We start from the raw sequence: 25356 nt of genomic DNA, 5'->3' as shown, positions 1-25356 counted from the left end.
GTGGGGTGAAACGTGGTGGAAGGTCAAGGGGCGATCAGGCAGCGAGGTGGCGGTTTGATGCCACGGCCATGCCCACTCGTTGCTTCAGACGTGTCAGTCAGGGGCGCAGGCGATTGGAACATGCGGGAGACCGGCCCAGAAAGCAGCAACATCCGCCATTGCCTCGGCCTCTATGACAAGGGCGCGAGGGTGGGACCTGTCCCGCGCCAACCCGATGGCCAGATCCGGATCGCTGGCAAGAATGAAGAAGAGTATTTCATTTCCGTTCAGGATGTTGGCGGCTGGGGACGGGGGTTCCAGAAGGGTCTGTAGCTGCCTTTCCAAGGTGCCGGGAATGGGCCGGCTCGGACGGAACTGCCGGGTCGGGTGTCCCGGTTCGATGACAGCGACCAAAACCTCTTCCGCTGCGGCAAGGAGATAGGCCCAACGGTCCGGGATCACTGCGTCCGGCAAAGCCAGCCCAAGCTGCCGGCAAAGCGCATCGCTGGCAATGCCGGAGTGCGCGGGATCCGGGGGGCGCAGGGGCGGGGTGGACCTGCATTGCAACCTTTGGTCGCCGGGCAGCAACCGGGCCAAGGTCCGGGCCACGGCCTCCACCTCCGAGAATTTCAGAGGTTTGCCAGACAGGGCCTGCGCCTCTGCCGGGGCATTGTCCGGTAGCTCGACGATGCGCGACAACTGTCCAGACGCCGCCTCCAGCCGCAACAAGGGGATCCCGCCGTCGAGGATTGTCAGTTCGCGCGGCGCAATGCAGGCCGCGATGGCGTCGAGGACAAAGCCCTGCGCCTCTTCTGCCGAAGCGGCGGCCAGGGAATGGCTGTCGGCGCCTAGGGCCGCCGCCCGCGCCAGGATGGTTGCAATCGAGCGATGGTCGGTCATGTCATGCTTTCCGGATCGCCAAGTTGCCCCGCAGCAGCGCAAATCGCGGGCAGGTCGGCCCGGGGACCGAGCACCGCACAGATCACCTCACTCGGCTCTTGGGGCATTTGCAGGAACAATCGGCTGCCACGGGGGCCGCTCAGAAGGGCCATGCCGCTGACGGGCAGGTCCGCACGGAACAGGGCGCAGGCCGTTGCACAGAGATCGTCGAGGCGTTCCTGTCCCTGGTGGATGGCGCTGTCGAAAGTCAGGACGGTGCGCGCCGCGGTGTCGGCGAGCATCACCAGTTCGCAATGGGCGAAACCGGCACGGAACCGGGCAAGATCGTCACGGGTCATCGGGTAGCCTCTGCTGCCCCAGTCATGACCCGCGGCGGGTTAAGGTCGCCTTACCTCCGGACGTCTTCCGGTGATCAGGCGTGACGGTGTTCGGGCCTTGATCGGGCGCCCTGCGACTTGCTGCGCGTGATACGGCGGGGCACGATCCTCGGCTCGGTGCCGCTGCCGGCGGAAGGTGCCGCGGGCCGGGACCGGCTGGCCGGTGGCGTTGGGGCGGTGGCGCGCGGTGTCTCCACCGGGGCAGGCGGCTCCAATCCTTCGAGAGCATGGCACAGAAAACGGACCAGGGCGGCGGCGCCGGTTGCCTCCAGCACGTCGTCGTTGTCACGACCCGCCAGCGCGCCGGTCAGCGAGATCGGCAGCACGTCGCGGAACAGCGCCCCGGCCTCGGCCCGGACCCGTGCAAAGACCCGCGCCCGGTCCCGTTCTGCCTGCATCTTGTCGATGCGGGTGATCAGAAGCAGGCTCTTTGTCCAGAGTTGTGGCGGAACCTGCTCCCAGAGGGCCGCCTCGGACTGGCGCCAGGCCTGGTTGGCCGGCGTGCACCAGATCGCCAGGTCGACCTTGGGCAGGAAGGCATCCCAGAAATCCGGTGCCATGTTCGGATCCGAGGTCCCGGGCAGGTCGATCAGGTCGCAGGCTTGCAGGATATCCGCGTCCAATTGGGCCTGGATCATCCGGGTATCCTCGGGCGATACCGCGGACCAGTCATCGGCGGGCAGGGGCGTCGCGCTGCCGTCCTGGCCGATGCGTCGGGCACCGGGGGTGCCCAGTTGATACCAGACCGGCGGCAGCTGCGTGGCGGTGACCTGTACCGGAGAGCTGTCCTGACCCAGGAGCAGGTTGGCCAGGGTGCTCTTGCCCGCGCTGAATTCTCCCATCAGGGCGACGCGTGGCTTTCGGGCGCTCGGGTCGGTGGGACGATCGTCTGTCATGATGCGGACCTCTGCTGTTGGTTCTGGGGGGCTGGGGCGTGGGAGGCGCTGTCCTGGGCCAGGCCGGTCAGGATCTCGCGCTGGCCCTGGATGAACCCGCTCAGCGTCTTGCGCAGCTCTTGCGAGAAGGGCGCGGCACATTGGTGGTGCAGGGCTTCGACCACCGGCTTGGTTTCTTCGTGGATCAGGCGCGAAAAGTCGTCGGCAAAGGCGTGATAGCCGCGTTGACGCCGCCAGAACCGCGCCCACCAGCTGCCCCTAAGGTCCAGCGCGATGGTCTGGCCAAGGCTGATCGGTGCGGGGGCCGAGGGCAGTGGCGGCGGCTTGATCGCGGGCCCCTCGGTCTCCAGTGCGAAGGCCGTTCGGTAGAGTGCGCCGATGTCCTCGGCCGCCCCGGACAGGACCTCTGTTCCGGCCTTCCCGGCGCCCTGGACAAAGACCTTGTAGGCGCTGCGCAACAGCATCCGCAGGCCCGAGGGATCGTAGGTCCAGACCTCGCCTTCGCCATAATGTTCGAGGTGCTTGACCAGGGACGCGGTTGCCCGCCCGAGGAAGGCGCGGCGGGCATTGTCGGACCGGTTGGCAAAGGCCTCGTGCATCCGGGCAAGGTGGGCCTCCAGTGCCGCACAGGCGCGATCTTCGATCCGGTCGAGCTGGTGGGCGATGTCCGGCGGGGTCATTGTCAATTGCCGAGGCTCGAACGTATCGCACCCATTGCGGGACCCAATGGCCGTCTTGCCCGTTTGCAGGTTGTCCAGTGCCACATCCAGGGTCTGTTCCAGGCGTGCGCCCATCCCCTGTTCGACCCGCTGGGCAATGGCATCGCCAAGGGTGGGCAGGCCGGAAAGCTGCCAGATAATCTCCTGCGCGGGCAGGTGGGCCAGTTTGCTGTTGACATGTGCTTCGGCCCAGCTGACCAGCGTCGCGGCACTGTCGGTGCCCAGGTCGTCCAGGCGGCCCGCCACGGCGTGATGGCCCCAGTAGCCAGAACCGAAGATGATCTCGGCCTCCTGCGGACCATCGAAGCGGCGCAGGGTGGCAAGGATGCTGGCGCGGATCTCGGGTACGGCGGTCACGGGGTCCGCCAGTTCGTCGATACGGTTCACGAAGATGATGACGTCGCGCGATTTCACGTTCGAGATCAGCCGGATCAGGCCAAGATCCACCGAGGACAGGGCCTGTTGCGCGGACAGAACCATCACGCAAAGCCGGCTGCCGCGCAGCGCGTTGATGGTAATCTGTTCGCGGATCAAGAAGGTGTCGTTGACGCCCGGCGTGTCACGGATGCACAAGCCAAGAGGCAGGTCCGGTCCTGCGAACCAGAGATCCGCCGACTTGGTGATATCGGCGAACCGGCCCTGGTCGGGGCTGCCGTCCGCCTCTTCCCAGAAATCGTCGCCCAGGCAGACGTAGCGCTGGATCAACTCCTGGTCGAAAGTGTCGTAGTCATGGGTCTGCCCAAGCAGCATCTGGAACTTGCGCCCCAGCCTTGCCTTGGATTTCTCGCGCATCTCGTCCAGTTGCGCGCGGACCTTTTCCAGTTCCGTGTCCGCCCCGGCCCGCGCGGCGATTTCGCCGACCCGGCCCCCCTGGCGGATCAGGTGGTCCCATTCCTCGTTGGTAAAAAACCGAAAGGCAGCGCGGCGATCCTGCGGTTTCAGTTGCGGCGACATGTGCAGCGACGTCACGACGGAGGTCCAGGGATTCACGTCCGCGGGCAAGAGGTCCGGCCAGCCGGTGAGCGCGTTGACCAGAGTGGTCTTGCCCGCCTTGACCTGCCCGATGAAGGTCACCGAAGGTTCGAAGGCACGGATCTGGCGGCGGTGCTCGCGAGCCTGGTGGGCGATGCTCTCCTCGCTGCCTTGCGCCATTTCGGCAAAACGCATGTCGAGATCGGCCAGCCGTTCCGCAAGGGCGGAAAAGCCGTCGAAGGCCTTGGGGGGCGTTGCGATCGGATCCGTCGAAACCTGTGTCATACGTCTTGTCTCACCTGGATATCCTCTTGCGGCATCTTCGGAGGCCGTCAGGCGGCCATGTGCTGCTCGACATCCTGCCGAACCTGCAGCAACAACTGCGCCGCATCGGCCAATTGCTCGGTCCCGCCCTCGATCCGCAGCAGCAGAGCCAGGTCCTGAGCCTCGTCGAACCGGGCCACCAGGTCGGGCAGATGTTCCTGCAGGCTTTCGGCCCCGGCGGCTTTTTCGGCCAGGTTGGCGAATGCCTCGTCGAAGGCGCCAAACAGGGTGTCGTCGTCGCAACCGCCCCCAAGGGTCGCGGCGAGGCCGTCTGCAGCGTCGCGCACCGCGTGAAAGACGCGGGCAAGGTCGCGCGCGGCCTCGGGCGGCAGCGTGGCGGGATGCGGGATGACCTCTGCGGTCCGCGCCTGCTCTTCGGAGCGGGCACGCTGCGCGGGCGTGCCATAGCGGTGCAGCAGCATCTGGGCGGCGTGAATGTCTTGCAGGCTGGCGTCCTCGATCACCTGGTCCAGATGGGCGACCAGCGGGGCCAGTCCCCTTGCGGCGACGGGGTTTACGTGGAACTGTCCGTCAAACCCCGCGCCGGGCGACTTGGAAGGACGGTCGCCGGTCTGGACCAGCAGCGCGTGGTTGTGCAGGCGATCCGGCGCCGCCTGCCAGAGGTCGCGTTCGAAATCGTTCCAATCGCGGGAACACCAGAGCGCAAGGTCGACGCGCGAAGCTGCCCAGGACAGGCCGGCGCGCAGGTCCGAGGCGCTGGTATCGGTGACGAGCAACAATAGCTGACGGCCCGACAGGGCAGGTTCGGGCGTTGTGATCTGCAGGAAGACAGGGCCCTGAGCAAGCAGGTCCGGCGTTGGCAGGCCCTCGCCCCCGATCCTGCTGCCGTCAGGCAGCATGGCACTGGTCCGGGCTGCGGAACCTTGCGACAGCTCGAGCGTTGGCAGCGGCTGCTCCACGAGGTCGGGTGGCAGTCCGCCAAGCGCTGCCAGGACGGCCCGTTTCCCGGCGCCGGGCAAGCCCAGCAGGCCGATGCGCACCGGCGCCGCCAGCTTTCGGACCAGCGCGGCGCAACTAGCCTGCGCCTTGGCGGAAAGGCGCGCGTCAGCGCAGAGTGCCTGCAGTCCGGCAACTGTGTCCGCATGATCGGAGGGCAGGGGAGTCACGATCCGGCCCTCCGTTTGACGGGGATCAGGCCGGTCAATCCGGCGATCCCGAGGCGTGGCAGGCGCGCGGCCAATTGTCCGGTGTGGCGCGCTTGTCGGCGGGCGGTTGCGCTGTCAGGAGCGGGGGTCATACGGATCACCACCAAAGAGACATTGTCCTGATGGGCGACCTGTTTGTCCCGGACCGCCGCCAGCAGGGCGCGGGTCAAGGCGGAGCTGCCCGCCTGTGGGCGCCCTCGCAGGACTCGCGCGATCTCGGTCGGATCGAGCACGTTCAACCCGTCACTGGCCAACAGGACGATATCCCCGGGTTCCAGCGCCAAGGCTTCTGCCGGGCAATCGACCAAGGGCACGCTCTGACCAGTGACAGCGGAGGTGAGGCAATGGCGTTGCGGATGCTCGCGGGCGGCCTCGGGCGCAATCGCGCCGCGTGCCGCCATGAGATCCAGTTGTGCCCCCATCGAATGCAATACGTTCAGCCGCCGCAACGCGCCGTCTCTAAACAGGTACAGCGGGCTGTCCCCGACGGACAGCCAGCGCAGCCGGCCGTCGTCCACGCGCAGCGCCACCAGCGTCCCGCCGGTGTCGGCACTGATGCAATCTGCGTCGATATGCTGTTTCAGGCGGGCATTGGCGCTGTCCAGCGCGGCGTGAAAACCGGGGTCGCCGCCGTCGGGTGCACGGGCCGCCGCCAGGTACATCTCGGCGAACATCTCGCTCACCAGGATGCGACTGGCGAGGTCGCCGTCATCATGACCACCCATGCCGTCCGACAATACGGCCAGTCCGGGCAAGCCGCCCTCTGGGAACTGTGCGATCAGCGCATCCTCTTGTCGGCTGCGGCGCCCCAGGTGCTGGCCCGAGGCCACGTCGGTGGCCAGCTCATCCATTGTCCTGCGCCCCGCTGTCGGGAGCGGTCCATGACATGCCGTCACTGCAGAAGGCCACGAAGCGCAGCACGGTTTTGCCGATGCGGATCGTGTCGCCATCATGCAGTTCCTCGGTGCTGAGCAGGGGCTTGTCGTTGAGGCGCACGATATTGGCCTTGCCGCCGTGGCCGATATAGCTGCGGTTGTCGTCCTCGTCGTAGGCGATGGCCACATGGCGGTCGCGAGAAATGGCGGTATCACCAAAATCCAGCGTCACGGTCTGATCCGGGTCGCGTCCCAATGTCGACAGGCCAGCGGTCAGCGTGAAACTGGCACCGCGGCCCGGTCCGTCGACCACGACGATCCAGCCGATCGGGAAGAAGGGTTCGGCGCTGGGCGCGCTTGCGGCGGGTGCGGCCAGCGGATCCGGGCCGGCGGGGTCGGAATGAAACCCCAGCAGTCGTGTCTTGACCCGCTGTGAACCGGGCCTGGGCGCCTCGGAAGGATCCGACCCCATTTCGGAGGCGCTGCGCGCCAGCGCCGAGGGTGCCGGGCTGGCGGGTGACGGCGCAGCGGAGTCTTCGGGGCTGTCCGGGTCCAGGTCCCAGATCCTTGGGCTGGGAAGGGCGTCTGCCTCTGGATCGAGAGATGGCAGATCCACCGGATCCGGCGCCGCCGGCGCGGCCCATTCCTGCCGCGGCGACGGTTGCGGCCGTTCCGGGCGGGGCACATGGTTGCGCGCGGCGCGGGCGCTGTCGATGTCGCAGTTTCGCAGGTCTTGTCCTCCCTCGAAGCGCTCGGCAAGATCGTCCCAGGGATCGCGCGCGGGCGCCTCTTGCAAAGGCGCGTCCAGCGCCGGGTCGGAAACCGGGCGTCTCCGCGCGATCAGGTTCTTGATACCCTGCATGTCCTTCACCCTTTCCTCAAAGGTTTGTTTCCAGCGTCCGCCGCTGGCCACGGCCCGACCACGGCAAAAGCGCGCTCAGCAGGAAACGGCGGCGGCGCGGTGGTGGCGGGGCTTGCTCTGCGTTTGCGGTTTCTTCTGTCGGCTGCTCCGGTGCGGCTTCGCGGACCCAGTCGGCGGGATCCTCGTTCAGGATCGCCCAGTATTCGCGCTCGGCGGCGCGTTTCGCCTCTTCGGGATCGGGACGGGGCGCGCGCTTGACGGGCGCGATGCGCTCGACATCGTCTTCCGCGATGGCGGCGCGGTTGATGGCCACCATCTCGGCGATCTTGGTCTCGATCTCCGGGTCAACGGGGACGGTGTCCGGGGCCGCCCCGACCGTCTGCGTCACGGTGGACGGCGCCAACAGCGACGGGCGCCGCCCCGCCAGCACATCCAGCCATTCGTCGGCGCTTTGCAGCCGGTCCTTGGAAAACAGGTTCAGACAGCGGTCTATGGCAGCCAGAAGGCGCGGGTCGTGCTGCGGGAACCTGCCCGACAGAGGACGGAAGGGATCTGGCCGCTGTTCGGCGACCGCTGCCAGTCGCAGGCTGCTGTTCGGCGGCGGGCTGCCCTCGATCAGGTGCACGAAGGTAGCGGCCAGGGCATAGAGATCGCTTGACCGCGATTGCGCGCTGCCGGTGATGTAGAATTCCTGCGGGGAATAGCCGTCCTTGACGGTGTGGACCCGCGACAGCACGCGGCTGGCCTGTGTCGCGCTTTGCCGTGCGGCGCCGAAATCGATCAGGACCGGCGTGCCCATCGTGTCCAGCAGAATGTTGTCCGGGGAAATGTCGCGATGGAGAATGCCGTTACGGTGCACATAGCTCAGCGCCTGCAACAGCAGGACTGCCAGTTCGCGCACCGCCTCGGGCGTCAGCGCGTCGGGATGCTGGTCCAGCAGGTCGAAGAGATCGGTGCCCTCGACGAAATCCAGCGCCATGTAAGCGGTGCCGTTGGCCTCGAAGATCTGGTGCACGCCGACGATGTTGGGGTGTTGCAGTTGCGCCAGCGCGCGCGCCTCTTTCTGGAACAGCTCGACCGCGCGGGTAAAGTCCATGTCGTAGCTTCTAGACCGCAGGCGAACGTCCTCGCCGCGGCGGCAGCAGATGGCGTTGGGGAAGCATTCCTTGATGACGACCCGGCGTCCAAGGCTGTCGCGGGCAAGGTAGGTGATGCCGAAGCCGCCCGAATTCAGGTAGGTTTCGACCGTGTATTGCCCGTTGCACAGGGTCGTGCCCGGCGGCAGCCCGTCACCAAGGGTCTCGGCGGGTTCGGAAACCGGAATCTGCGACTGGTATGTCATACCTCGATACTCCTGTTCGAACGGGACAGGCTGCGGGCGGGGCCGGGTGCGGTGCAGAGTGCGTTCAGATCCGAAATCACCAGTCGTTGCGGGCCGGGCGGTGTCTGAATTTGGACGAAAATGCGTCGCTTGGATCGAAGGAAATTCAATTTTTATGGGTAATCGCGGCACTTCGCCGGGGCGGCGTTTCGTCCGGAACCGATCCCGTGGGGCCGTGATCCGACGTTACGCGGTCTTGCCAAGATCCGCGATCTGGCGAAAGGTGGCGCGGAAATGAGCACATCCAGCGATCAAGACCCCGATACCGCTTTTGACCCGTCCAGCGATGGCGCCAAGATGGGGTTTGCCGACGCCATGTCCTATGGCGATTACCTGCATATTGACAGCCTGCTGGACCAGCAGCATTGCCTCAGCGGCGCGCATGACGAGTTGCTGTTCATCATCCAGCACCAGACATCTGAACTCTGGATGAAGCTGGCGATCCATGAACTGGGCGCGGCGCGGGATGCCTTGCTGACGGGCGACACGCCCAAGATGTTCAAGATGCTGGCGCGAGTCAGTCGGATCTTCGAGCAGTTGAACAACCAGTGGGACGTGCTGCGCACGATGACGCCGGCCGATTATACCCGGTTCCGCGAGGCGCTGGGCCCGTCTTCGGGGTTCCAGTCCTATCAGTACCGGATGATCGAATACATCCTGGGCAACCGGAACACCCACATGATGAAGCCGCATGAACACCTTCCGCAGGTCCGTGCCGCGCTGGAGACGGAACTGGCCCGGCCAAGCTTTTACGACGAGGTTGTCGCGCTGCTCTTTCGCACTGTCGACGGGGACGAAGGCGCCATGCCGGCACCGCAACTCGACAGTCCCCATGCCGCACGCGACGAGATACAGGCGCGCTGGAAGATCGTGTACGAGGATATCGACCGCTACTGGACGCTTTATGAGCTGGCGGAAAAGCTGGTCGATCTCGAGGATTACTTCCGCCGCTGGCGGTTCAACCATGTCACTACGGTGGAGCGGGTGATCGGGTTCAAGCGCGGCACCGGGGGCACCTCTGGCGTGGCCTACCTGCGCCGGATGCTGAGCGTCGAGCTGTTCCCGGAACTCTGGCACCTGAGAGGAGAGCTATGACAACTTTGCCGCGCAAGGACCTGTTCGACCTGCCCGAGGGCGTGATCTATCTCGACGGCAACTCGCTTGGGCCGCTGCCGAAAGGAGCGACCGAGCGCGTGCAGGAGGTCATGACCCGCGAATGGGGGCAAGAGCTGATCCGCGCCTGGAACACCGCCGAGTGGATGGCGCTGCCGGCGAAGGTCGGCGACAGGATCGGCGGGTTGATCGGCGCGCCGGCCGGATCCGTGGCCACCGGCGACACGTTGTCTATCAAGGTCTACCAGGCCCTGGCCGCGGCGTTGAAGATGAACCCGGACCGACGGGTGATCCTGTCGGACGCGGGCAACTTTCCAAGCGATCTCTACATGGCGCAGGGCCTGATCGGTACGATCGACAAGGGCTATGAACTGCGCACGCCCGCGCCCGAGGACGTGGCCGAGGCGATCACCGACGACGTGGCGGTGGTCCTGCTGACCCAGGTCGACTACCGCTCTGGCCGGATGCACGACATGAAGGCGATCACGGAGCGCGCCCATGCGGTAGGTGCCGTGATGATCTGGGACCTGGCCCATAGCGCCGGGGCGGTGCCGGTGGACGTGACCGCCTGCAATGCCGAATTCGCCGTGGGCTGCAGCTACAAGTACCTCAACGGCGGGCCGGGGGCGCCGGCCTTCATCTATGCCCGCCCCGACATCGTCGAGAGCGTCGAGCCGGCGTTGTCAGGGTGGCTTGGCCACGCGGCGCCATTCGCGATGGAACCGGGCTATCGCCCGGCCATGTCCACCGAACGCTTGCGCGTGGGCACTCCGCCGATCCTGCAATTGGCGGTGCTGGACGCGGCGCTGGATGCCTGGGACGGGGTCGAGATGGGAGAGTTGCGCGCGGCCTCTGTCGCGCTTTGCGAGAGATTCATCGCCGAAGTCGAGGCGCGCTGTCCGATGCTGATGCTCGCCTCGCCGCGCGAGGCCGGGCAGCGCGGCAGCCAGGTGTCCTTTGCCTTCGAACATGGCTACGCGGCAATGCAGGCGCTGATCGACCGGGGCGTCATCGGCGACTTTCGCGCACCCGACATCATGCGCTTCGGCTTTACCCCGCTCTACATCGACGAAGGCGACGTGGTGGCCGCGGTCGACGTGATGGAAGATGTGCTGGGCAACGAAATCTGGCGCGATCCGAAATACCAGGTCAAGTCCCGCGTGACCTGAGACGCTCTGGCTGCGACGGTCCGCGCAAGCGGCATAAGATAGCTACGCCCCAAAGGATCAGACGTCGCGCATCGCCCCGCCGGACAGGTCGGTGATCTCTTGCGCGGCATCGGCCACGCGGCGGCCCAGATCGGCGATGCGTTCCCCGTCGAAGCGCGCGGTGGGACCCGAGACGGAAATCCCCGCGCAGGGCTCTCCTTGGTCGTTCAGGATGGCGGCCCCGATACAGGACATGCCGGCGTGCCGTTCCTCGCGGTCATGCGACCAGCCCCGCGCGGCGATGTTGTGCAGGTCGACGGTCAGCCCCGACAGAGTGACATGGGTGCTGGCGGTAAAGGGCGTCAGGTCCATGTCCTCGATCAACCGCTGCTGTGCCTGTGGGCGCAACGCAGCCAGTATCGCTTTGCCGATGCCAGAGGCATGCATGGCCGTCCGTGTGCCGGGCGGAAAGAAGGCCCGGATCGGGTTGGGGGTCTCGACCTGGCCGACAAAGACCACCTCGCGCCCGTCGGGAACCGCCAGGTTCGCGGTCTCTCCGGTTTCCTGCATCAGGCGGCGCATGACGGGGCGGCCGACCTCGACCACGCTGTTGCGTTTCAGAAAGGCGGTGCCGGTGCGCCAGGCCTCTATCCCCACGGCCCATTCCTGGCGTTCCTCGTCGAAGGTCACGAAACGGTGGTTTTCCAGCGTCGTCAGGATGCGATGGGTGGTGGCGGTGGGAATGTCGATCTCGCGCGAGAGGTCGGACAGCGTCGTGCCTTCATCCCTTGCCAAGGCGGTCAGCACGCCAAGCGCGCGGTCCAGCGCCTGCAGCGTTCCGGCAGAGCTTTCCTTGAAAGCTGACTTGGGACGGCCGCGCGGGCGTTTTGGGCTGTTCATGTGCGTGTGCCTTTCGAAAAAGTTTTTCGATGCATTTGCGAGGGTGAAAAATGAAAAACGTATTGTTGTTCATTTTCATGTGTTTGTTGCCATCAAAACAGAAGTGAAAAAGCTTTTCAAGAAAATTGCACGACTCGAGGGGTTGGCGGATATTGGGTGGCAAGAAGGAGACCTCGCCATGACCGACCAGAACCCGGTTTTCATCCCCGGCCCGACCAACATGCCCGACCGCCTGCGTCGCGCGATCCAGATCCAGACCCGCGACCACCGCGCGCCGGATTTCGTCGACACCTTTGCCCCGGTGCTGGAAGACACGAAGAAGGTCTTTGGGTCGACAGAGGGCAAGATCATCACCTTTCCGGCCAGCGGCACGGGCGGCTGGGAAGCGGCGGTCACCAACACGCTGAGCCCCGGCGACAAGATCCTGGTCGGTCGCTATGGCGTCTTTTCGAACAAGTGGATCGACCTCTGCCAGCGCCACGGACTTGACGTTCAGATCGTCGAGACCCCTTGGGGCGAAGGTGTTCCCGCCGGAAAATTCGCCGAGATCCTGACCGCTGACAAGGCGCATGAGATCAAGGCCGTCCTGACCACGCACAACGAGACCGCGACAGGCGTCCGTTCGGACATTGCCGCCGTTCGCCGCGCGCTGGACGGGGCCGATCATCCGGCCATGCTCTTTGTCGATTGTGTCAGCTCGCTGGCCTCGATGCCCTTCGAGTTTGATGCCTGGGGTGTGGATATCGCTGTCAGCGGCTCGCAAAAGGGCTTCATGCTGCCGACCGGCATGGCGATCCTCTGCGTTTCGCCCAAGGCGCTGGCGGCGATCGAAACCGCCGGTCTGTCGCGCACATTTTTCGACTTCCGCGACATGATGAAGGCCAATGCGACAGGAGGCTTCCCTTACACGCCGCCGCTGCAGTTGATTTATGGCCTGCGCGAAAGCCTGGACATGCTCTTTGAAGAAGGGCTGGAGAACGTCTATGCGCGCCATTTCCGCCTGGCCGAGGGCGTGCGCCGCGCGGTCGATGCCTGGGGCCTGAAGCTGGTCGCCAAGTCGCCGGACCTGTATTCTGACACTGTCAGCGCGGTCTATGTCCCCGAGGGGTTCGACAGCAATGCGCTGACGGATCACGCCTACCGCGCCTACAAGGTGTCCTTTGGCGTGGGCCTGGGGCAGCTGGACGGCAAGGCCTTTCGCATCGGGCACCTGGGCAGCCTGACCGATGTCATGGTCCTGTCAGGTCTTGCCACGATCGAGATGGCGATGGCTGATCTGAACTACCCGATCACCCTGGGCAGCGGTGTCGCTGCGGCACAGGAATATTATCGGACCAGCCGCGTTGCGGCGCTGAAATCCGCAGCCTGAGGAGGCAAAGATGCTTGACGCGATGACCCTGGCCGAGGCGCTGACCATCGAGGACATGCGCGCCGCGCATGAGCGCATCCGGCCGCATATCAACCGCACGCCGGTTCTGCAGTCTCAGTACCTGAACGATCTGACCGGCGCAGAGCTGTTCTTCAAATGCGAGAACTTCCAGGAAGCGGGTGCCTTCAAGGTGCGGGGCGCCTGCAACGCGGTCTTCGGTCTCTCGGACGAGGCAGCGGAGCGCGGCGTCTGCACCCACAGTTCGGGCAACCACGCCTTGTCCCTCAGCTATGCCGCGGGTCGGCGGGGCATCCCCTGTAACGTGGTCATGCCGCGTACTGCGCCGCAGGCCAAGAAGGACGCGGTGCGCCGCTATGGCGGGATCATCACCGAGTGTGAGCCTTCGACGACCTCTCGCGAACAGGTTTTTGCACAGGTGCAGGAACGGACAGGTGGCGAATTTGTCCATCCCTACAACGACCCGCGCGTGATCTGTGGCCAGGCGACCTGTTCGGCCGAGATGCTGGAGCAGGTGGACGGGTTGGACGCGGTCGTGGCACCCATCGGCGGCGGCGGCATGATCTCTGGTACCTGTCTGACCCTGTCGAACCTGGCGCCAGAGGTGAAGATCTACGCCGCCGAGCCGGAACAGGCCGATGACGCATACCGCAGTTTCAAGGCCGGGCACATCATCGCTGATGACGCGCCGGACACCATCGCCGACGGGCTGAAGGTGCCGCTGAAGGAGAACACCTGGCATTTCGTGTCGCATTTCGTGACCGATATCCAGACCGTATCCGAGCAGGAAATCATCGACGCGATGAAGATCATCTGGAAGCATCTGCGCATCGTCATGGAACCCAGCTGCGCCGTGCCGCTGGCGGTGATCCTGAAGAACCCCGAGGTCTACGCCGGCCAGCGTGTGGGCATCGTCATCACCGGTGGCAACGTCGACCTGGACCGGTTGCCGTGGATGAAGACCTGACGCAGGGGCCCGCCGTGGACCGCATCTGGGGCGGGGAATCCCCCGCCACCCCTAAGACAACGGAGAGTTTCATGAAAGACGCGACCAACCTCGACGACTACGAAGTCGGCTTTGATATTCCCGCAGCCATCGGCATGGACGAGGCCGATATTCAGACGCCCTGCCTCGTACTGGATCTGGACGCGCTGGAGCGCAACATCAAGAAGATGGGCGATTACGCCAAGGCCCACGGCATGCGCCACCGGGTGCACGGCAAGATGCACAAGTCCGTCGACGTGGCAAAGCTGCAAGAGCAATTGGGCGGCGCCATAGGCGTTTGCTGTCAGAAGGTCAGCGAGGCCGAGGTCTTTGCCCGTGGCGGGATCAAGGACGTGCTGGTGTCGAACCAGGTGCGCGACCCGCAAAAGATCGACCGCCTGGCCCGCCTGCCCAAGCTGGGCGCCCGCACCATTGTCTGCGTCGATGACATCGCCAACGTGGCGGAACTGTCCGAAGCCGCGCAGAAGCACGGCACCCAGATCGAATGCTTCGTGGAAATCGACTGTGGCGCCGGTCGTTGCGGCGTGACCTCGACCGCGGACGTGGTGAAGATCGCCAAGGCCATCGAAGCCGCTGGTGGGCTGAAATTCACCGGCATCCAGGCTTACCAGGGCGCGATGCAGCACCTCGACAGCTACGAGGCCCGCAAGGAAAAGCTCGATACCGCCATCGCGATGGTCAAGGACGCGGTCGAGGGCCTGAAGGCCGAGGGCATCGAATGCGAACTGGTCTCCGGCGGCGGCACCGGCTCTTACTATTTCGAGTCCAATTCGGGCGTCTACAACGAGCTTCAGTGTGGCTCCTACGCCTTCATGGACGCCGACTATGGCCGCATCCTCGACAAGGATGGCAAGCGCATTGACCAGGGCGAATGGGAGAATGCCTTCTTCATCCTGACCCAGGTCATGAGCCACGCCAAGGCGGACAAGGCGATCTGCGACGCGGGCCTGAAGGCGCAATCGGTCGACAGCGGGTTGCCGGTGATCTTTGGCCGCGACGACGTGGAATACGTCAAATGTTCGGATGAACACGGCGTGATCGCAGATCCGAAGGGCGTGTTGAACGTCGGAGACAAGCTGAAGCTGGTGCCGGGCCACTGCGATCCCACCGCCAATGTGCACGACTGGTACGTCGGCGTGCGGAACGGCAAGGTCGAGGCGCTCTGGCCGGTCTCGGCGCGCGGCCGGGCCTACTGAGGCAGTGGCCGGGCAGGGGCCCGGTCCGATGCAACGACAAGAGCGCGGGGCGAAGGCCCGGCGCCTCACATCCGATCTGGAAGGACAGGAAAGATGAAGGATATGCCCGAGACACAGGGCCTTGTCATCGTGGGCGAGGCGGAATGCGAACGGCTGGTGGGCCGCAAGGACGCCTTTGATGCCGTCGAGGCCGTGTTTGGTGCAATGGCCAAGGGGGATGCCTACAACTTCCCGGTCGTGCGCGAGGCAATCGGGTATGCCGACGCCCTCTACGGTTTCAAGTCGGGGTTCGACAAGGCGGGCAAGGTGCTGGGCGTGAAATCCGGCGGCTACTGGCCCGGCAACATGGACAAGGGGCTGACCAATCACCAGTCCACGGTCTTCCTGTTCGATCCGGACACCGGACAACTGGCGGCGCTGGTGGGCGGCAACTACCTGACGGCGGTGCGCACGGCGGCCTCTTCGGCCGTGTCGATCGCGCATCTGGCGCGCAAGGATGCAAAGGTTCTGGGCATGGTGGGCGCAGGCCACCAGTCGCAGTTCCAGCTCCGCGCTGCTGCCGAACAGCGCGACTTTGAAAAGGTTGTCGCTTGGAACCCGCATCCAGAGATGCTGCCGAAACTGGGGGCCGTGGCCGAGGAACTGGGCCTGCCCTTCGAGGCAGTCACGCCAGAAGAGCTGGGGGCTCAGGCAGATGTCATCATCACGATCACCTCGGCCTTTGAACCGCTGTTGATGAAGGACTGGATCAAGCCGGGTACGCATATCGCCTGCATGGGCACCGACACCAAGGGCAAGCAGGAGGTCGATGCCGCGCTGGTTGCCACGGCCACGGTCTTTACCGATGAAGTGGCGCAGTCGATCACCATCGGCGAGGCGCAGCACGCCATCGTGGAGGGCAGGCTGACCGAGGATCGGATCACGCCCATCGGCGCAGTCATCAACGGTGACCATCCGGGCCGGTCCTCGGATGACGAGATCACCCTGTTCGATGGCACCGGCGTCGGTCTGCAGGATCTTGCCGTGGCATCCGTTGCCGCGCGCCTGGCCGATGAGGGGGGCAGCGCGCAGCGGGTAAGCCTGTAAAGGGGCTCACATTGAACGGTTGGCGGGTCCTGGATGTCTCCAGGGCCCGTTTGTCGTATTTGGGACATGCGGATGAAAGGCTGTCGCTGACAGTCGCATGGCCAGGTCGTTCCTGCCTGTTGGCCTGCGAGATGGACCGGGGCGGGCAGGGCGGCTAACCTGCGATCCGGAGAGAGGAGCGCCCATGTACGCAGTCACCGTCCGTTTCGAGATCAAGCCCGGGGCCGAGACGGCCTTTCTGGATCTGATCAGCCAGAACGCCCATGCCTCGGTGCGGGATGAGCCCGGCTGCCGCCAGTTCGATGTCTGCATCGACCCGGATCGCCCGCAGGAGGTGTTCCTTTACGAGATTTACGACGACCGGGCGTCCTTCGAGGCGCATATGACTACCTCTCATTTCATCAGCTTCGATGCGGCAAGCGATCCGCTGGTCCTGTCCAAGTCGGTACAGACCTTTGCAAAAGTCCTGCGTTGATCGCTGTCGTGACTTGAGGGTGGCAGGCGGCTGAGGTGCCTTGGTTCACCGCGTCTCAGGTTTGATAGAAAATCGCACATCCATGAGGCGGACCGCTTGACCAACAGGGGGGCTGCGGCGGCATATCGGTTCGTCCGCACGGGCACGAAGACTGTGCCGCGGCGGCCCTTCTAGGGAGAGAGACATGACACTTGGATTTGCCATTCTGGGCGCCGGCCGCATCGGCCAGGCCCATGCCCGTGCGATCTCGGCCACGCCGGGGGCCACGTTCGTCGCGCTGGCCGAACCGTTTCATCAGGCCGCCGATGACATGGCGGCGCGCTATGGCTGCGACCTGCGAACCATCGACGAGATCGCCAGCAGCGACGACGTGCAGGCGGTGGCCATTTGTACGCCCACCGACACCCATGCCGACCTGATCGAGAAATTCGCCCGCGCGGGCAAGGCGATCTTCTGCGAAAAGCCGGTGGACCTGTCGGCAGAGCGTGTGAAACAGGCGCTGGCCACGGTCGAGGAAACAGGTGCCAAGCTGATGGTCGGGTTCAACCGCCGGTTTGATCCGGATTTCCTGTCGGTCAAGGCGGCGATCGATAATGGCACCATCGGCGTTGTCGAGATGGTGGTCATCACCTCGCGCGACCCCGGCCCGCCGCCGGCCTCCTACATCAAGGTTTCGGGCGGCATCTTCCGTGACATGACGATCCATGATTTCGACATGGCGCGCTGGCTGCTGGGAGAAGAACCGGTGACGGTCATGGCGCAGGGCTCGGTCCTGGTCGATCCCGAGATCGGCGAACTAGGCGACTACGACAGCGTCAACGTGATCCTGAAGACCGTCAGTGGCAAGCAGTGCGTGATCACCAACTCGCGTCGCGCAACCTACGGTTACGATCAGCGAATCGAGGTTCACGGGTCCGATGGCATGGCCGCCGCGGCGAACCGGCACGAAAGCACTGTCGAGGTGGCGGGAGCTGGCGGTTTCGGTCGGCCGCCGCTGCTCAACTTCTTCATGGATCGCTACGCAGCTGCCTATGCCAACGAGATCGCCGCCTTCGTCGCGGCGGTCAACGAGGGAACGGCCCTGCCCACGACCGGCGAGGACGGGCTGAAAGCCCTGCAACTGGCGGATGCGGCACTGGAATCGGCCCAGTCCGGCAAGGCCGTGACCTTGACGTGATTCTGCTTGCGCGTCCGGAAATCCCGGGCGCGCCACCGCCGTGCACATCTGCGAAACCGGTCATAATTCCTCTCCAAATCCCGGATCTCACGCAGGTGTGAGCGCTCTCAGTGCGGCAGAATTTGTTTCCTAGTGGATTATTCTGGACAATTCACGTCGAAGCTGCTCCCTTGTAGGGGCGGCATTCAAGGCTGTGGACACAAGGCTTTGGACGTCGTAAACCGACCGCACGGGCGGGAAATGTGTTGCGATATAATGCAGCGCGTGCAAAATTGTGCACAGCCTTGGCGAGAGCCGGGTACATTCTGAAGGGGAGGTCAGGATGAAGACGCGCAGAGCGGCCCTTGGGGCGATTTTCGGAGCACTCGTTGCGGCCACGTCGGCGATGCCTTTGGCGGCCCAGGACGTGACCCTGGTCCTGCACCAGTTCCTGCCAGCCCAGGCCAACGTGCCCAAGCTGATCCTGGATGTCTGGGCCGACAAGGTCGAGGCGGACTCGAACGGCCGGATCGAGATCGAACGCTATCCTGCCATGCAGCTGGGCGGCACCCCGCCCGAACTGATCGACCAGGCCATCGACGGCGTGGCCGACATTGTCTGGGCGGTGAACGGGTTTACCCCCGGACGGTTTCCGCACACCGAGGTCTTTGAACTGCCTTTCATGACCTATGACGCCGAAGCGACATCCTACGCCTACTGGAAGATGTTCGAAGAACACATGGCGGACACGGATTTCGCGCAGGTCAAGATCCTGGGCACATGGGTGCACGGCCCGGGCATGCTGCACACAGCGGACCCGGTGGACGAACCCGCCGACCTGGACGGGATGAAGATCCGCGGCGGCTCGCGCATGGTCAACCAGTTGCTGGAACTGCTGGGAGCAGAGCCGATCGGTCTGCCGGTGACGGCCATCCCCGAAGCCCTGTCCAAGGGCGTGATCAACGGCACCACCATTCCTTGGGAGGTGACCGCGGCACTGAAGGTCTCGGAGCTGGTGGACAACCACACTGAATTCGACGGCCCGGCGATCTATAACCTGACCTTCGTGCTGGCCATGAACCAAGAGCGCTATGACAGCCTGCCCGCAAACCTGCAAAAGGTCATAGACGACAATTCGGGGCTGGAATTCTCGGTCTTTGCGGGTGGGACGATGGCCGCCGCCGATGGTCCGGCGCGTCAGATCGCTGTGGACAGGGGCAACAATATCATCACCATCAGTGCAGAGGACGCCGCCCGCTGGGAGGAGCTTGCGCGCCCTGTCTACGATGCGTGGATCGCCGACGTGGCGGACAAGGGCATCGACGGGCAGGCGTTGATCGACCAGGCAAAGGCACTCATGCAGGAATACGCAAAGTAAACCGCTTCCCAAAAGGAAAGCGGAGGTCATCAGGGAGGTAAGACATGACCACACGCAGAACCGTTCTTGGCATTGCCGGGGCCGCATTGGCCGCGATGATGACCACCACTTCGGCAATGGCACAGGAGGTCACGCTGACGCTGCACCAGTTCCTGCCGGCGCAGGCCAATGTGCCGAAGCAGGTGCTGGACGTCTGGGCAGACAAGGTCGAGGCGGATTCGAACGGCCGCATCGAGATCGAGCGTTATCCCTCGATGCAGTTGGGCGGCACGCCGCCGGAACTCATGGACCAGGCCATCGACGGCATCGCCGATATCGTCTGGACCGTGGTCGGCTACACGCCCGGCCGCTATCCCTCGACCGAGGTCTTTGAACTGCCCTTCATGGTATCGGATGCCCGCGCGGCCTCCTACGCCTACTGGAAGATGTTCGAAGAGCACATGGAAGATGGCGAATTTGCCGATCTCAAGATCCTGGGCACCTGGGTGCACGGTCCCGGCATGTTCCACACCAACGAGCCGGTGCGCGTGCCGTCCGATCTTGAAGGCATGAAGATCCGCGGCGGGTCGCGGCTGGTGAACGACCTGCTGACCCGTGTCGGCGCAGAGCCGATCGGCATGCCGGTTCCGGCGGTCTCCGAGGCGCTGTCCAAGGGTGTCCTCGACGGCACCACGATCCCTTGGGAAGTGACGTCGGCCCTCAAGGTGCCGGAACTGGTCACCAACCACACCGAGTTCGACGGTCCCGCTCTCTACAACCTGACCTTTGTCCTGGCCATGAACAAGGACATCTACGAGAGCATGCCCGAAGACCTGCAGAAGGTGATCGACGACAACTCCGGCCTCGCCTTCTCGATCTTCGCAGGTGGTACACAGGCGGATGCCGACGGCCCTGCACGCCAGATTGCCGTGGATCTTGGCAACAACATCTTCACCGTGACCGAGGAAGAAGCCAAGAAGTGGGACGCCCTGGTGAACCCGATCTACGAGACCTGGGTCGCCGACATGCAGGAAAAGGGCATCGACGGCCAGGCGCTGATCGACCAGGCCCGCGCCCTGATGGCGGAATACACGTCCGATATGGACACCTGGGGCAAGTAAGCCTTTGAAACCCTGGGCCGCGGAAAAATCTGCGGCCCTTCGCGACAAAAAGGGGGGACGTCAGCGATGGCCGGTTTGCACCGCATCGTGGTGGGACTTGCGCGCTTCATGGCGCTCTTGGGCGGGGTTGTCCTGACCACGCTGATCCTGATCACCTGCATTTCGATCGTCGGGCGCGCCGTGAATTCCGGGCTGCACTCCGATATTGTCATGGGGATTGCCCCGGGCCTCGCCGAGTGGCTGGTCAATGACGTCGGCGTCGGGGCCATTCGGGGCTCTTACGAGCTGGTCGAGGCAGGCATGGCCTTTTGCATCTTTGCCTTCCTGCCCTTCTGCCAGGTGACGATGGGGCACGCCTCTGTCGATGTCTTCACCAACATGATGTCACGCGGTGTGAACCGCGTCCTGGATTTCCTGATTGCGGTGCTGTTCTCCGTCGCGCTGGTGACGATCGCGCTCCAGCTCTACGAGGGGATGCTGCGCAAGATGCCGAACGGGTTTGGCGCTGCCCAGACCTCGCTGCTGCTCGAGTTCCCGATCTGGTGGGCCTATGCGGCCAGCCTGTTCGGGGCCGTCCTTGCGGCCATCACCTCCGTCTATGTCGCCATCGTGCGGCTGTATGAACTTGTGACCGGGCGCGTGATCGTGCCGAATGCCGTGGGAGCGGATCATTGAGCAACCTCGAGATCGGGATCTATTCCTTTCCGGCCCTGCTGCTGCTGATATTCCTGCGCGTGCCGATCGGGCTGGCCATGTTCGGCACCGGTTTTGCCGGGTTCTGGCTGGTCATGGGCAGCACGCGGCTGCCGCTGGCTCAGCTCAAGGACCTCTCCTATTCGACCTTCTCCAGCTACTCGCTGTCGATCGTGCCGATGTTCCTGCTGATGGGCTATTTCGCGACCCTCGGCGGGATGAGCCAGTCGCTGTTCAAGGCCGCGGAAAGCTGGCTGGGTCACCGCCGCGGCGGCGTGGCGATGGCGGCCATCGGGGCCTGCGCGGGTTTCGGCGCGATCTGCGGGTCTTCGCTGGCCACCGCCGCCACCATGAGCCGTGTGGCCTTGCCGGAACTGAAACGCTACGGCTACCAGGGCGGTTTCTCGACCGCGACACTGGCGGCGGGCGGCACTCTGGGCATCCTGATCCCGCCCTCCGTGGTGCTGGTGATCTATGCCATCCTGACGGAACAGAACATCGCCAAGCTTTTCCTCGCAGCCTTCATTCCTGGTGTGCTGGCGGCCATCGGCTACATGATCGCGGTGTCGATCTATGTTCGGGTGAACCCCGAGGCCGCCGGCGTCCGAGAGCCCGTTCCATACGCTGACCGCATTCGCGCGATCCTGGATGTCTGGCCGGTGTTGCTGGTCTTCATCGCCGTTGTCGGTGGTATCTACGGTGGTATCTTCACCCCGACAGAGGGCGCGGCTGTGGGTGCACTGGGCACGGGTGTCATCGCACTTTTCAACGGCGGGCTGACCTGGCGGACCCTGCTGGACAGCTTTACCGATACGGCCCGGTCCTCGGCCATGATCTTCTTCATCGTCTTCGGCGCGGCCTTCTACAACCTGTTCCTGGCGCGCACGCGGGTGCCGCAGGAACTGTCGAACTGGGTGGTCGAACTGGGCATGTCCCCGATCGCCGTGCTGGCGATCATCCTCGTCATCTACCTGCTGCTGGGCTGTTTCATGGACAGCCTGTCGATGATCCTGCTGACGATCCCGATCTTCTTTCCGGTGATCATGGCCCTCGATTTCGGCATGAGCCCGGAACACGCGGCAATCTGGTTCGGTATCCTGGTGCTGATCGTGGTCGAGGTCGGGCTGATCACGCCACCTGTGGGCATGAACCTCTTTGTCATCAATGCGATGGACCCGGAAACACCGATGGTCGAGACCTACAAGGCGGTGCTCTACTACGTCGTCTCCGACCTGATCCGCGTCGTCATTCTCGTGGCGTTCCCGGCGATCACCCTGTTCCTCATACCGGGCTAGGGCAATGCCCCGGTCGCGGCCCTGCCGGGCCGTGGCCCCCGGTCGGAATTTCCAACCCAACACAACCCGTCATGCGGGAGGAGTAAGCTATGCACATCAAGGATCATGTTGCGGTCGTGTCCGGCGGCGCCAGCGGATTGGGGGCAGCAACGGCGCGGCGTCTGGCCAGCGAGGGCGCACGGGTCGGCATCCTCGATTTCGATGCCGAGCGCGGCGCAGCGGTCGCTGCCGAGATCGGCGGCCACGCGGTCAAGACGGACGTGGGCGACGAGGCCTCGGTCGAGGCGGCGATGGGTGAGATCGTGGACAAGCTGGGCGCCCCCCGCATCGCCGTTAACTGTGCGGGTATCGGACCGGCCGCGCGGATTGTCGGGCGCGAGGGCAAGCTGTCGACCGACCTGTTCGAACGAACGATCCGGGTGAACCTCATGGGCACCTATTTCGTCATGTCCTATGCCGCGCGCGAGATGATGGCGCTGGACCCGCTGGACACGGGCGAACGCGGCGTGATCATCAACACCGCGTCCATCGCCTACCAGGACGGCCAGTTCGGACAGGCAGCCTATTCGGCCTCCAAGGGGGCGATTGCCGCCATGTGCCTCCCCGCCGCGCGCGAGATGGCGAAACAGGGCGTGCGCGTCATGGCGATCGCACCGGGGTTGTTCAACACGCCGATGATGGAGAGCCTGCCCGAGGACGTGACAGCGGGCATCGTCGCCAACATTCCCTTCCCGCACCGTCTGGGCGATCCGGCGGAATACGCTCAGATGGTCACCCAGATCGTCGCCAACCCTTATCTCAACGGTACCACCATCCGTCTCGATGCGGCGGTGCGTATGCCGCAACGCTGAGGAGATCGAGATGAGCAAGTACCGCGCCCATTCCGTCACCCGCGAGGACCGGGCCGACGGCACCATCATCCTGCGCTCCGGCTATCAGATGACCGAACCCGCCAAAAAGACTGGCGACTGGCTCGATCATTGGGCCAGCAAGACGCCCGAGGCGGTTTTTCTCGCGGAACGCGATGGCGAGGGCTGGCGCGAGGTGACCTACGCCGAGGCGCGCGTCGCTGTCCGCCGGATCGCATCCAGCCTTCTGGCGCGGGGCATGAACGCAGAAACGCCCATCCTGATCATCTCTGGCAACGGTGTGGATCACGCGCTCCTGTCGCTGGCCGCGCAATACGTGGGCGTTCCCACGGTGCCGCTGGCAGAGCAATACGCCTTGATCCCCGGCGCCTGGCCACAACTTGAACACTGCGCGCACCTGGTCAAACCGACGATGGTCTTTGCCGACGATGGCGAGAAGTTTGCCAAAGCCCTTGCGCATGAGCTATTCGACGGCATGGAACGTGTCGTGGCGCGCAACCCGCAGGCGGGTGAAACCGAACTGACGGATCTTTTGCGCGACGGTGACGGCCTGGCAGTGGCAGCGGCAGCGGCGGAGGTCGGGCCCGACACGGTGGCCAAGTACCTGATGACCTCCGGCTCTACCTCGCACCCCAAGGCGGTGATCACCACGCAGCGCATGATGTGTGCCAACCAGGCCCAGCTTGCCGATGCTTTGCCCTTTTTGCGTGAACGCCCACCCCGTATCGTCGACTGGCTGCCGTGGAACCATGTCTTTGGCGGGTCGCACAACTTCAATATGATGCTGGCCAACGGCGGCACGTTGTATATCGACGGCGGCAAACCGATCCCGGCCAAGATCGCCGAAACGATCGAGAACAACCGAATGAAGAATGGCACGCTGGCCTTCAATGTGCCGGTGGGCTTTTCGATGATCCGCAACGCGATGAAATCGGATCCGGAACTGCGGGAAAGCTATTTCAAGGATCTCGACATGCTGTTTTACGCCGGGGCCTCGCTGCCGCAGGATGTCTGGGACGATCTCGAGGACATGGCGCGCGAGGTGCGCGGCGAGGTGCCGCTGATGAACTCCTCCTGGGGGTTGACCGAGACTGGGCCCGCCTGTCTGATCCAGCATGAGCCGACGCATATGTCGGGCATCATCGGGGTGCCGATGACGGGGGTCGAGGTCAAGCTGATCCCGGACGAGGACATGCGCTGCGAAATTCGCGTGCGTGGCCCCAACATCATGCCCGGATACCTGCACGATCCGGAAAAGACCGCCGAGGCCTTCGACGAAGAGGGCTTCTTCCGCACCGGGGATGCGGTGAAATTCGTCGACGACACCGACCTGAACAAGGGGATGCGGTTTGATGGCCGAATTTCCGAGGACTTCAAGCTGTTGACCGGGACCTGGGTTCGGGCGGCGACGCTGCGGCTGGAACTCCTGCAGGAATACGGCAGCCTGGCGCAGGACATGGTGATCTGCGGCGCAGACAAATCACAGGTGGGGCTGATGATCTTTCCCTCGGCAGAGGCGATTGCCCTTGCCGGCGAGGGGGGCAACCATGATGGGGCCCTGATGAGCGATGCCCTGCGCAAGGCCTTGGCCGAGAAACTGGCGCTGCGCGCCGACCACGGATCTGCGGCCCGGGTCAACCGTGTGATGGTCCTGGCGGAACCGCCTTCGCTGGGTGATGGAGAGATCACTGCCAAGGGCAACCTGAACTACCGCAAGGTTCTGGCGCGCCGGGCATCCTTGCTGGACCGGCTTTACAGCGACGAGGACCCGGCGGTGGTCTGCCTGTAGGAAAACGCCCGGAAGATGGGAAGAGGGCCGGGATTGCACTGCGCACCCGGCCCTTTTTTGATCTGGGACAAGGTGAACCCGGGCGGAGGCGTTAGGCTCGGGAATCGAATCTTCTGCCGCGAACAGAAAGTGATGCCATGCAAAGCGACCGCCTGATCGGCCATGCCCCGCGCGCCCGTGCCTTCGGAGAGAAATTCTACGAGACCGGGGGCACCTGCATCGGCTGCAAGGAATGCACCGGCCTGTGTCACGCGCTGATCGAGGCGCTTGTCGTTCCCGACAGTGTTCTGGGTCGCGGCGACTGATCACCGTCC

The 25356-nt window shown here is 64.5% G+C and carries 24 protein-coding genes; 15 read left to right on the top strand and 9 right to left on the bottom strand.

What is annotated here, in order from left to right:
* Window positions 1-93: 93 nt before the first annotated feature.
* From ACQY5B_RS14135 to ACQY5B_RS14100, 8 genes are all read right to left on the bottom strand, one after another.
* A complete protein-coding gene (locus ACQY5B_RS14135; protein WP_420324777.1) occupies window positions 94-879 on the bottom strand; it encodes a hypothetical protein in 786 nt (261 codons plus the stop codon).
* The gene (locus tag ACQY5B_RS14130) at window positions 876-1217 is read right to left on the bottom strand and encodes a hypothetical protein (RefSeq protein WP_305971866.1); all 342 of its coding nucleotides are present in this window, start codon (window positions 1215-1217) and stop codon (window positions 876-878) included. The genes ACQY5B_RS14135 and ACQY5B_RS14130 overlap by 4 nt, the downstream gene beginning before the upstream one ends.
* Before the next feature lie 74 nt (window positions 1218-1291).
* Window positions 1292-2152, bottom strand: a complete 861-nt coding sequence (locus ACQY5B_RS14125; RefSeq protein WP_420324778.1) for a P-loop NTPase family protein — start codon at window positions 2150-2152, stop codon at window positions 1292-1294.
* Window positions 2149-4128 carry a dynamin family protein gene (locus tag ACQY5B_RS14120; RefSeq protein WP_420324779.1) on the bottom strand — a complete coding sequence of 660 codons (1980 nt, stop codon included), beginning with the start codon at window positions 4126-4128 and terminating at the stop codon, window positions 2149-2151. The genes ACQY5B_RS14125 and ACQY5B_RS14120 overlap by 4 nt, the downstream gene beginning before the upstream one ends.
* A gap of 47 nt (window positions 4129-4175) precedes the next feature.
* The gene (locus ACQY5B_RS14115; protein ID WP_420324780.1) at window positions 4176-5294 is read right to left on the bottom strand and encodes a hypothetical protein; all 1119 of its coding nucleotides are present in this window, start codon (window positions 5292-5294) and stop codon (window positions 4176-4178) included.
* The gene (locus tag ACQY5B_RS14110) at window positions 5291-6184 is read right to left on the bottom strand and encodes a PP2C family protein-serine/threonine phosphatase (RefSeq protein WP_420324781.1); all 894 of its coding nucleotides are present in this window, start codon (window positions 6182-6184) and stop codon (window positions 5291-5293) included. The genes ACQY5B_RS14115 and ACQY5B_RS14110 overlap by 4 nt, the downstream gene beginning before the upstream one ends.
* Window positions 6177-7070, bottom strand: coding sequence for an FHA domain-containing protein (locus tag ACQY5B_RS14105; RefSeq protein ID WP_420324782.1), 894 nt, complete (start codon window positions 7068-7070; stop codon window positions 6177-6179). Before ACQY5B_RS14105 ends, ACQY5B_RS14110 begins: the two co-directional genes overlap by 8 nt.
* Window positions 7071-7086: 16 nt before the next feature.
* Window positions 7087-8412 carry a serine/threonine-protein kinase gene (locus ACQY5B_RS14100; protein ID WP_420324783.1) on the bottom strand — a complete coding sequence of 442 codons (1326 nt, stop codon included), beginning with the start codon at window positions 8410-8412 and terminating at the stop codon, window positions 7087-7089.
* Between the two features lie 273 nt (window positions 8413-8685).
* On the opposite strand from ACQY5B_RS14100, the gene ACQY5B_RS14095 reads away from it, so the two are divergent.
* Both ACQY5B_RS14095 and kynU read left to right on the top strand, forming a co-directional pair.
* Window positions 8686-9546, top strand: coding sequence for a tryptophan 2,3-dioxygenase (locus tag ACQY5B_RS14095; protein ID WP_420324784.1), 861 nt, complete (start codon window positions 8686-8688; stop codon window positions 9544-9546).
* Window positions 9543-10733 (top strand): kynureninase, encoded by a 1191-nt coding sequence (kynU, locus tag ACQY5B_RS14090; RefSeq protein ID WP_420324785.1) that lies wholly within the window; start codon window positions 9543-9545, stop codon window positions 10731-10733. Before ACQY5B_RS14095 ends, kynU begins: the two co-directional genes overlap by 4 nt.
* Window positions 10734-10790: 57 nt before the next feature.
* Here the strand turns inward: kynU and bhcR are convergent, their stop codons facing one another.
* Window positions 10791-11612, bottom strand: coding sequence for an HTH-type transcriptional regulator BhcR (bhcR, locus tag ACQY5B_RS14085; protein ID WP_305971875.1), 822 nt, complete (start codon window positions 11610-11612; stop codon window positions 10791-10793).
* A gap of 178 nt (window positions 11613-11790) precedes the next feature.
* On the opposite strand from bhcR, the gene bhcA reads away from it, so the two are divergent.
* The 13 genes from bhcA (at window position 11791) to ACQY5B_RS14020 (ending at window position 25347) form a co-directional block, all read left to right on the top strand.
* Window positions 11791-12981, top strand: coding sequence for an L-aspartate--glyoxylate aminotransferase BhcA (gene bhcA / locus ACQY5B_RS14080; protein WP_420324786.1), 1191 nt, complete (start codon window positions 11791-11793; stop codon window positions 12979-12981).
* Window positions 12982-12991: 10 nt separating this feature from the next.
* Window positions 12992-13966 carry a beta-hydroxyaspartate dehydratase BhcB gene (gene bhcB, locus ACQY5B_RS14075; RefSeq protein ID WP_305971877.1) on the top strand — a complete coding sequence of 325 codons (975 nt, stop codon included), beginning with the start codon at window positions 12992-12994 and terminating at the stop codon, window positions 13964-13966.
* A gap of 71 nt (window positions 13967-14037) precedes the next feature.
* Window positions 14038-15201: a 3-hydroxy-D-aspartate aldolase BhcC gene (gene bhcC / locus ACQY5B_RS14070; protein ID WP_420324787.1), complete on the top strand. Its 1164-nt coding sequence runs from the start codon at window positions 14038-14040 to the stop codon at window positions 15199-15201.
* Window positions 15202-15294: 93 nt separating this feature from the next.
* Window positions 15295-16287: an iminosuccinate reductase BhcD gene (gene bhcD, locus ACQY5B_RS14065; protein ID WP_420324788.1), complete on the top strand. Its 993-nt coding sequence runs from the start codon at window positions 15295-15297 to the stop codon at window positions 16285-16287.
* 184 nt (window positions 16288-16471) lie between these two features.
* The gene (locus ACQY5B_RS14060) at window positions 16472-16762 is read left to right on the top strand and encodes a putative quinol monooxygenase (RefSeq protein WP_305971880.1); all 291 of its coding nucleotides are present in this window, start codon (window positions 16472-16474) and stop codon (window positions 16760-16762) included.
* Between the two features lie 184 nt (window positions 16763-16946).
* Window positions 16947-17939, top strand: coding sequence for an inositol 2-dehydrogenase (gene iolG, locus ACQY5B_RS14055; protein WP_420324789.1), 993 nt, complete (start codon window positions 16947-16949; stop codon window positions 17937-17939).
* Window positions 17940-18261: 322 nt separating this feature from the next.
* Window positions 18262-19296, top strand: a complete 1035-nt coding sequence (locus tag ACQY5B_RS14050) for a TRAP transporter substrate-binding protein (RefSeq protein WP_420324790.1) — start codon at window positions 18262-18264, stop codon at window positions 19294-19296.
* A gap of 44 nt (window positions 19297-19340) precedes the next feature.
* Window positions 19341-20396, top strand: a complete 1056-nt coding sequence (locus tag ACQY5B_RS14045) for a TRAP transporter substrate-binding protein (protein ID WP_420324791.1) — start codon at window positions 19341-19343, stop codon at window positions 20394-20396.
* 66 nt (window positions 20397-20462) lie between these two features.
* The gene (locus ACQY5B_RS14040) at window positions 20463-21071 is read left to right on the top strand and encodes a TRAP transporter small permease (RefSeq protein WP_420324792.1); all 609 of its coding nucleotides are present in this window, start codon (window positions 20463-20465) and stop codon (window positions 21069-21071) included.
* On the top strand, window positions 21068-22384 hold the full coding sequence (locus ACQY5B_RS14035) for a TRAP transporter large permease (protein ID WP_305971885.1): 1317 nt from the start codon (window positions 21068-21070) through the stop codon (window positions 22382-22384). Before ACQY5B_RS14040 ends, ACQY5B_RS14035 begins: the two co-directional genes overlap by 4 nt.
* 89 nt (window positions 22385-22473) lie before the next feature.
* A complete protein-coding gene (locus tag ACQY5B_RS14030) occupies window positions 22474-23235 on the top strand; it encodes an SDR family NAD(P)-dependent oxidoreductase (RefSeq protein WP_420324793.1) in 762 nt (253 codons plus the stop codon).
* A 10-nt stretch (window positions 23236-23245) separates the two neighbouring features.
* Window positions 23246-25042: a feruloyl-CoA synthase gene (locus ACQY5B_RS14025; protein WP_420324794.1), complete on the top strand. Its 1797-nt coding sequence runs from the start codon at window positions 23246-23248 to the stop codon at window positions 25040-25042.
* Between the two features lie 137 nt (window positions 25043-25179).
* Complete coding sequence (locus ACQY5B_RS14020; RefSeq protein WP_168246594.1) at window positions 25180-25347, top strand: hypothetical protein; 168 nt, start codon at window positions 25180-25182, stop codon at window positions 25345-25347.
* Window positions 25348-25356 lie beyond the last annotated feature (9 nt).

Source organism: Antarctobacter sp. (genome assembly GCF_965277915.1).
Lineage (GTDB): Bacteria > Pseudomonadota > Alphaproteobacteria > Rhodobacterales > Rhodobacteraceae > Antarctobacter.
The sequence above is the reverse complement of the archived record's forward strand: the minus strand, read 5'-3'. Positions and strand labels throughout refer to the sequence as shown.

Bases quoted from the DNA above. Each gene is read 5' to 3' on its own strand.
- ACQY5B_RS14135 (WP_420324777.1), bottom strand. From the start codon at position 879: ATGACCGACCATCGCTCGATTGCAACCATCCTGGCGCGGGCGGCGGCC.
- ACQY5B_RS14130 (WP_305971866.1), bottom strand. From the start codon at position 1,217: ATGACCCGTGACGATCTTGCCCGGTTCCGTGCCGGTTTCGCCCATTGC.
- ACQY5B_RS14125 (WP_420324778.1), bottom strand. From the start codon at position 2,152: ATGACAGACGATCGTCCCACCGACCCGAGCGCCCGAAAGCCACGCGTC.
- ACQY5B_RS14120 (WP_420324779.1), bottom strand. From the start codon at position 4,128: ATGACACAGGTTTCGACGGATCCGATCGCAACGCCCCCCAAGGCCTTC.
- ACQY5B_RS14110 (WP_420324781.1), bottom strand. From the start codon at position 6,184: ATGGATGAGCTGGCCACCGACGTGGCCTCGGGCCAGCACCTGGGGCGC.
- ACQY5B_RS14105 (WP_420324782.1), bottom strand. From the start codon at position 7,070: ATGCAGGGTATCAAGAACCTGATCGCGCGGAGACGCCCGGTTTCCGAC.
- ACQY5B_RS14100 (WP_420324783.1), bottom strand. From the start codon at position 8,412: ATGACATACCAGTCGCAGATTCCGGTTTCCGAACCCGCCGAGACCCTT.
- ACQY5B_RS14095 (WP_420324784.1), top strand. From the start codon at position 8,686: ATGAGCACATCCAGCGATCAAGACCCCGATACCGCTTTTGACCCGTCC.
- kynU (WP_420324785.1), top strand. From the start codon at position 9,543: ATGACAACTTTGCCGCGCAAGGACCTGTTCGACCTGCCCGAGGGCGTG.
- bhcR (WP_305971875.1), bottom strand. From the start codon at position 11,612: ATGAACAGCCCAAAACGCCCGCGCGGCCGTCCCAAGTCAGCTTTCAAG.
- bhcA (WP_420324786.1), top strand. From the start codon at position 11,791: ATGACCGACCAGAACCCGGTTTTCATCCCCGGCCCGACCAACATGCCC.
- bhcB (WP_305971877.1), top strand. From the start codon at position 12,992: ATGCTTGACGCGATGACCCTGGCCGAGGCGCTGACCATCGAGGACATG.
- bhcC (WP_420324787.1), top strand. From the start codon at position 14,038: ATGAAAGACGCGACCAACCTCGACGACTACGAAGTCGGCTTTGATATT.
- bhcD (WP_420324788.1), top strand. From the start codon at position 15,295: ATGAAGGATATGCCCGAGACACAGGGCCTTGTCATCGTGGGCGAGGCG.
- ACQY5B_RS14060 (WP_305971880.1), top strand. From the start codon at position 16,472: ATGTACGCAGTCACCGTCCGTTTCGAGATCAAGCCCGGGGCCGAGACG.
- iolG (WP_420324789.1), top strand. From the start codon at position 16,947: ATGACACTTGGATTTGCCATTCTGGGCGCCGGCCGCATCGGCCAGGCC.
- ACQY5B_RS14050 (WP_420324790.1), top strand. From the start codon at position 18,262: ATGAAGACGCGCAGAGCGGCCCTTGGGGCGATTTTCGGAGCACTCGTT.
- ACQY5B_RS14045 (WP_420324791.1), top strand. From the start codon at position 19,341: ATGACCACACGCAGAACCGTTCTTGGCATTGCCGGGGCCGCATTGGCC.
- ACQY5B_RS14040 (WP_420324792.1), top strand. From the start codon at position 20,463: ATGGCCGGTTTGCACCGCATCGTGGTGGGACTTGCGCGCTTCATGGCG.
- ACQY5B_RS14030 (WP_420324793.1), top strand. From the start codon at position 22,474: ATGCACATCAAGGATCATGTTGCGGTCGTGTCCGGCGGCGCCAGCGGA.
- ACQY5B_RS14025 (WP_420324794.1), top strand. From the start codon at position 23,246: ATGAGCAAGTACCGCGCCCATTCCGTCACCCGCGAGGACCGGGCCGAC.
- ACQY5B_RS14020 (WP_168246594.1), top strand. From the start codon at position 25,180: ATGCAAAGCGACCGCCTGATCGGCCATGCCCCGCGCGCCCGTGCCTTC.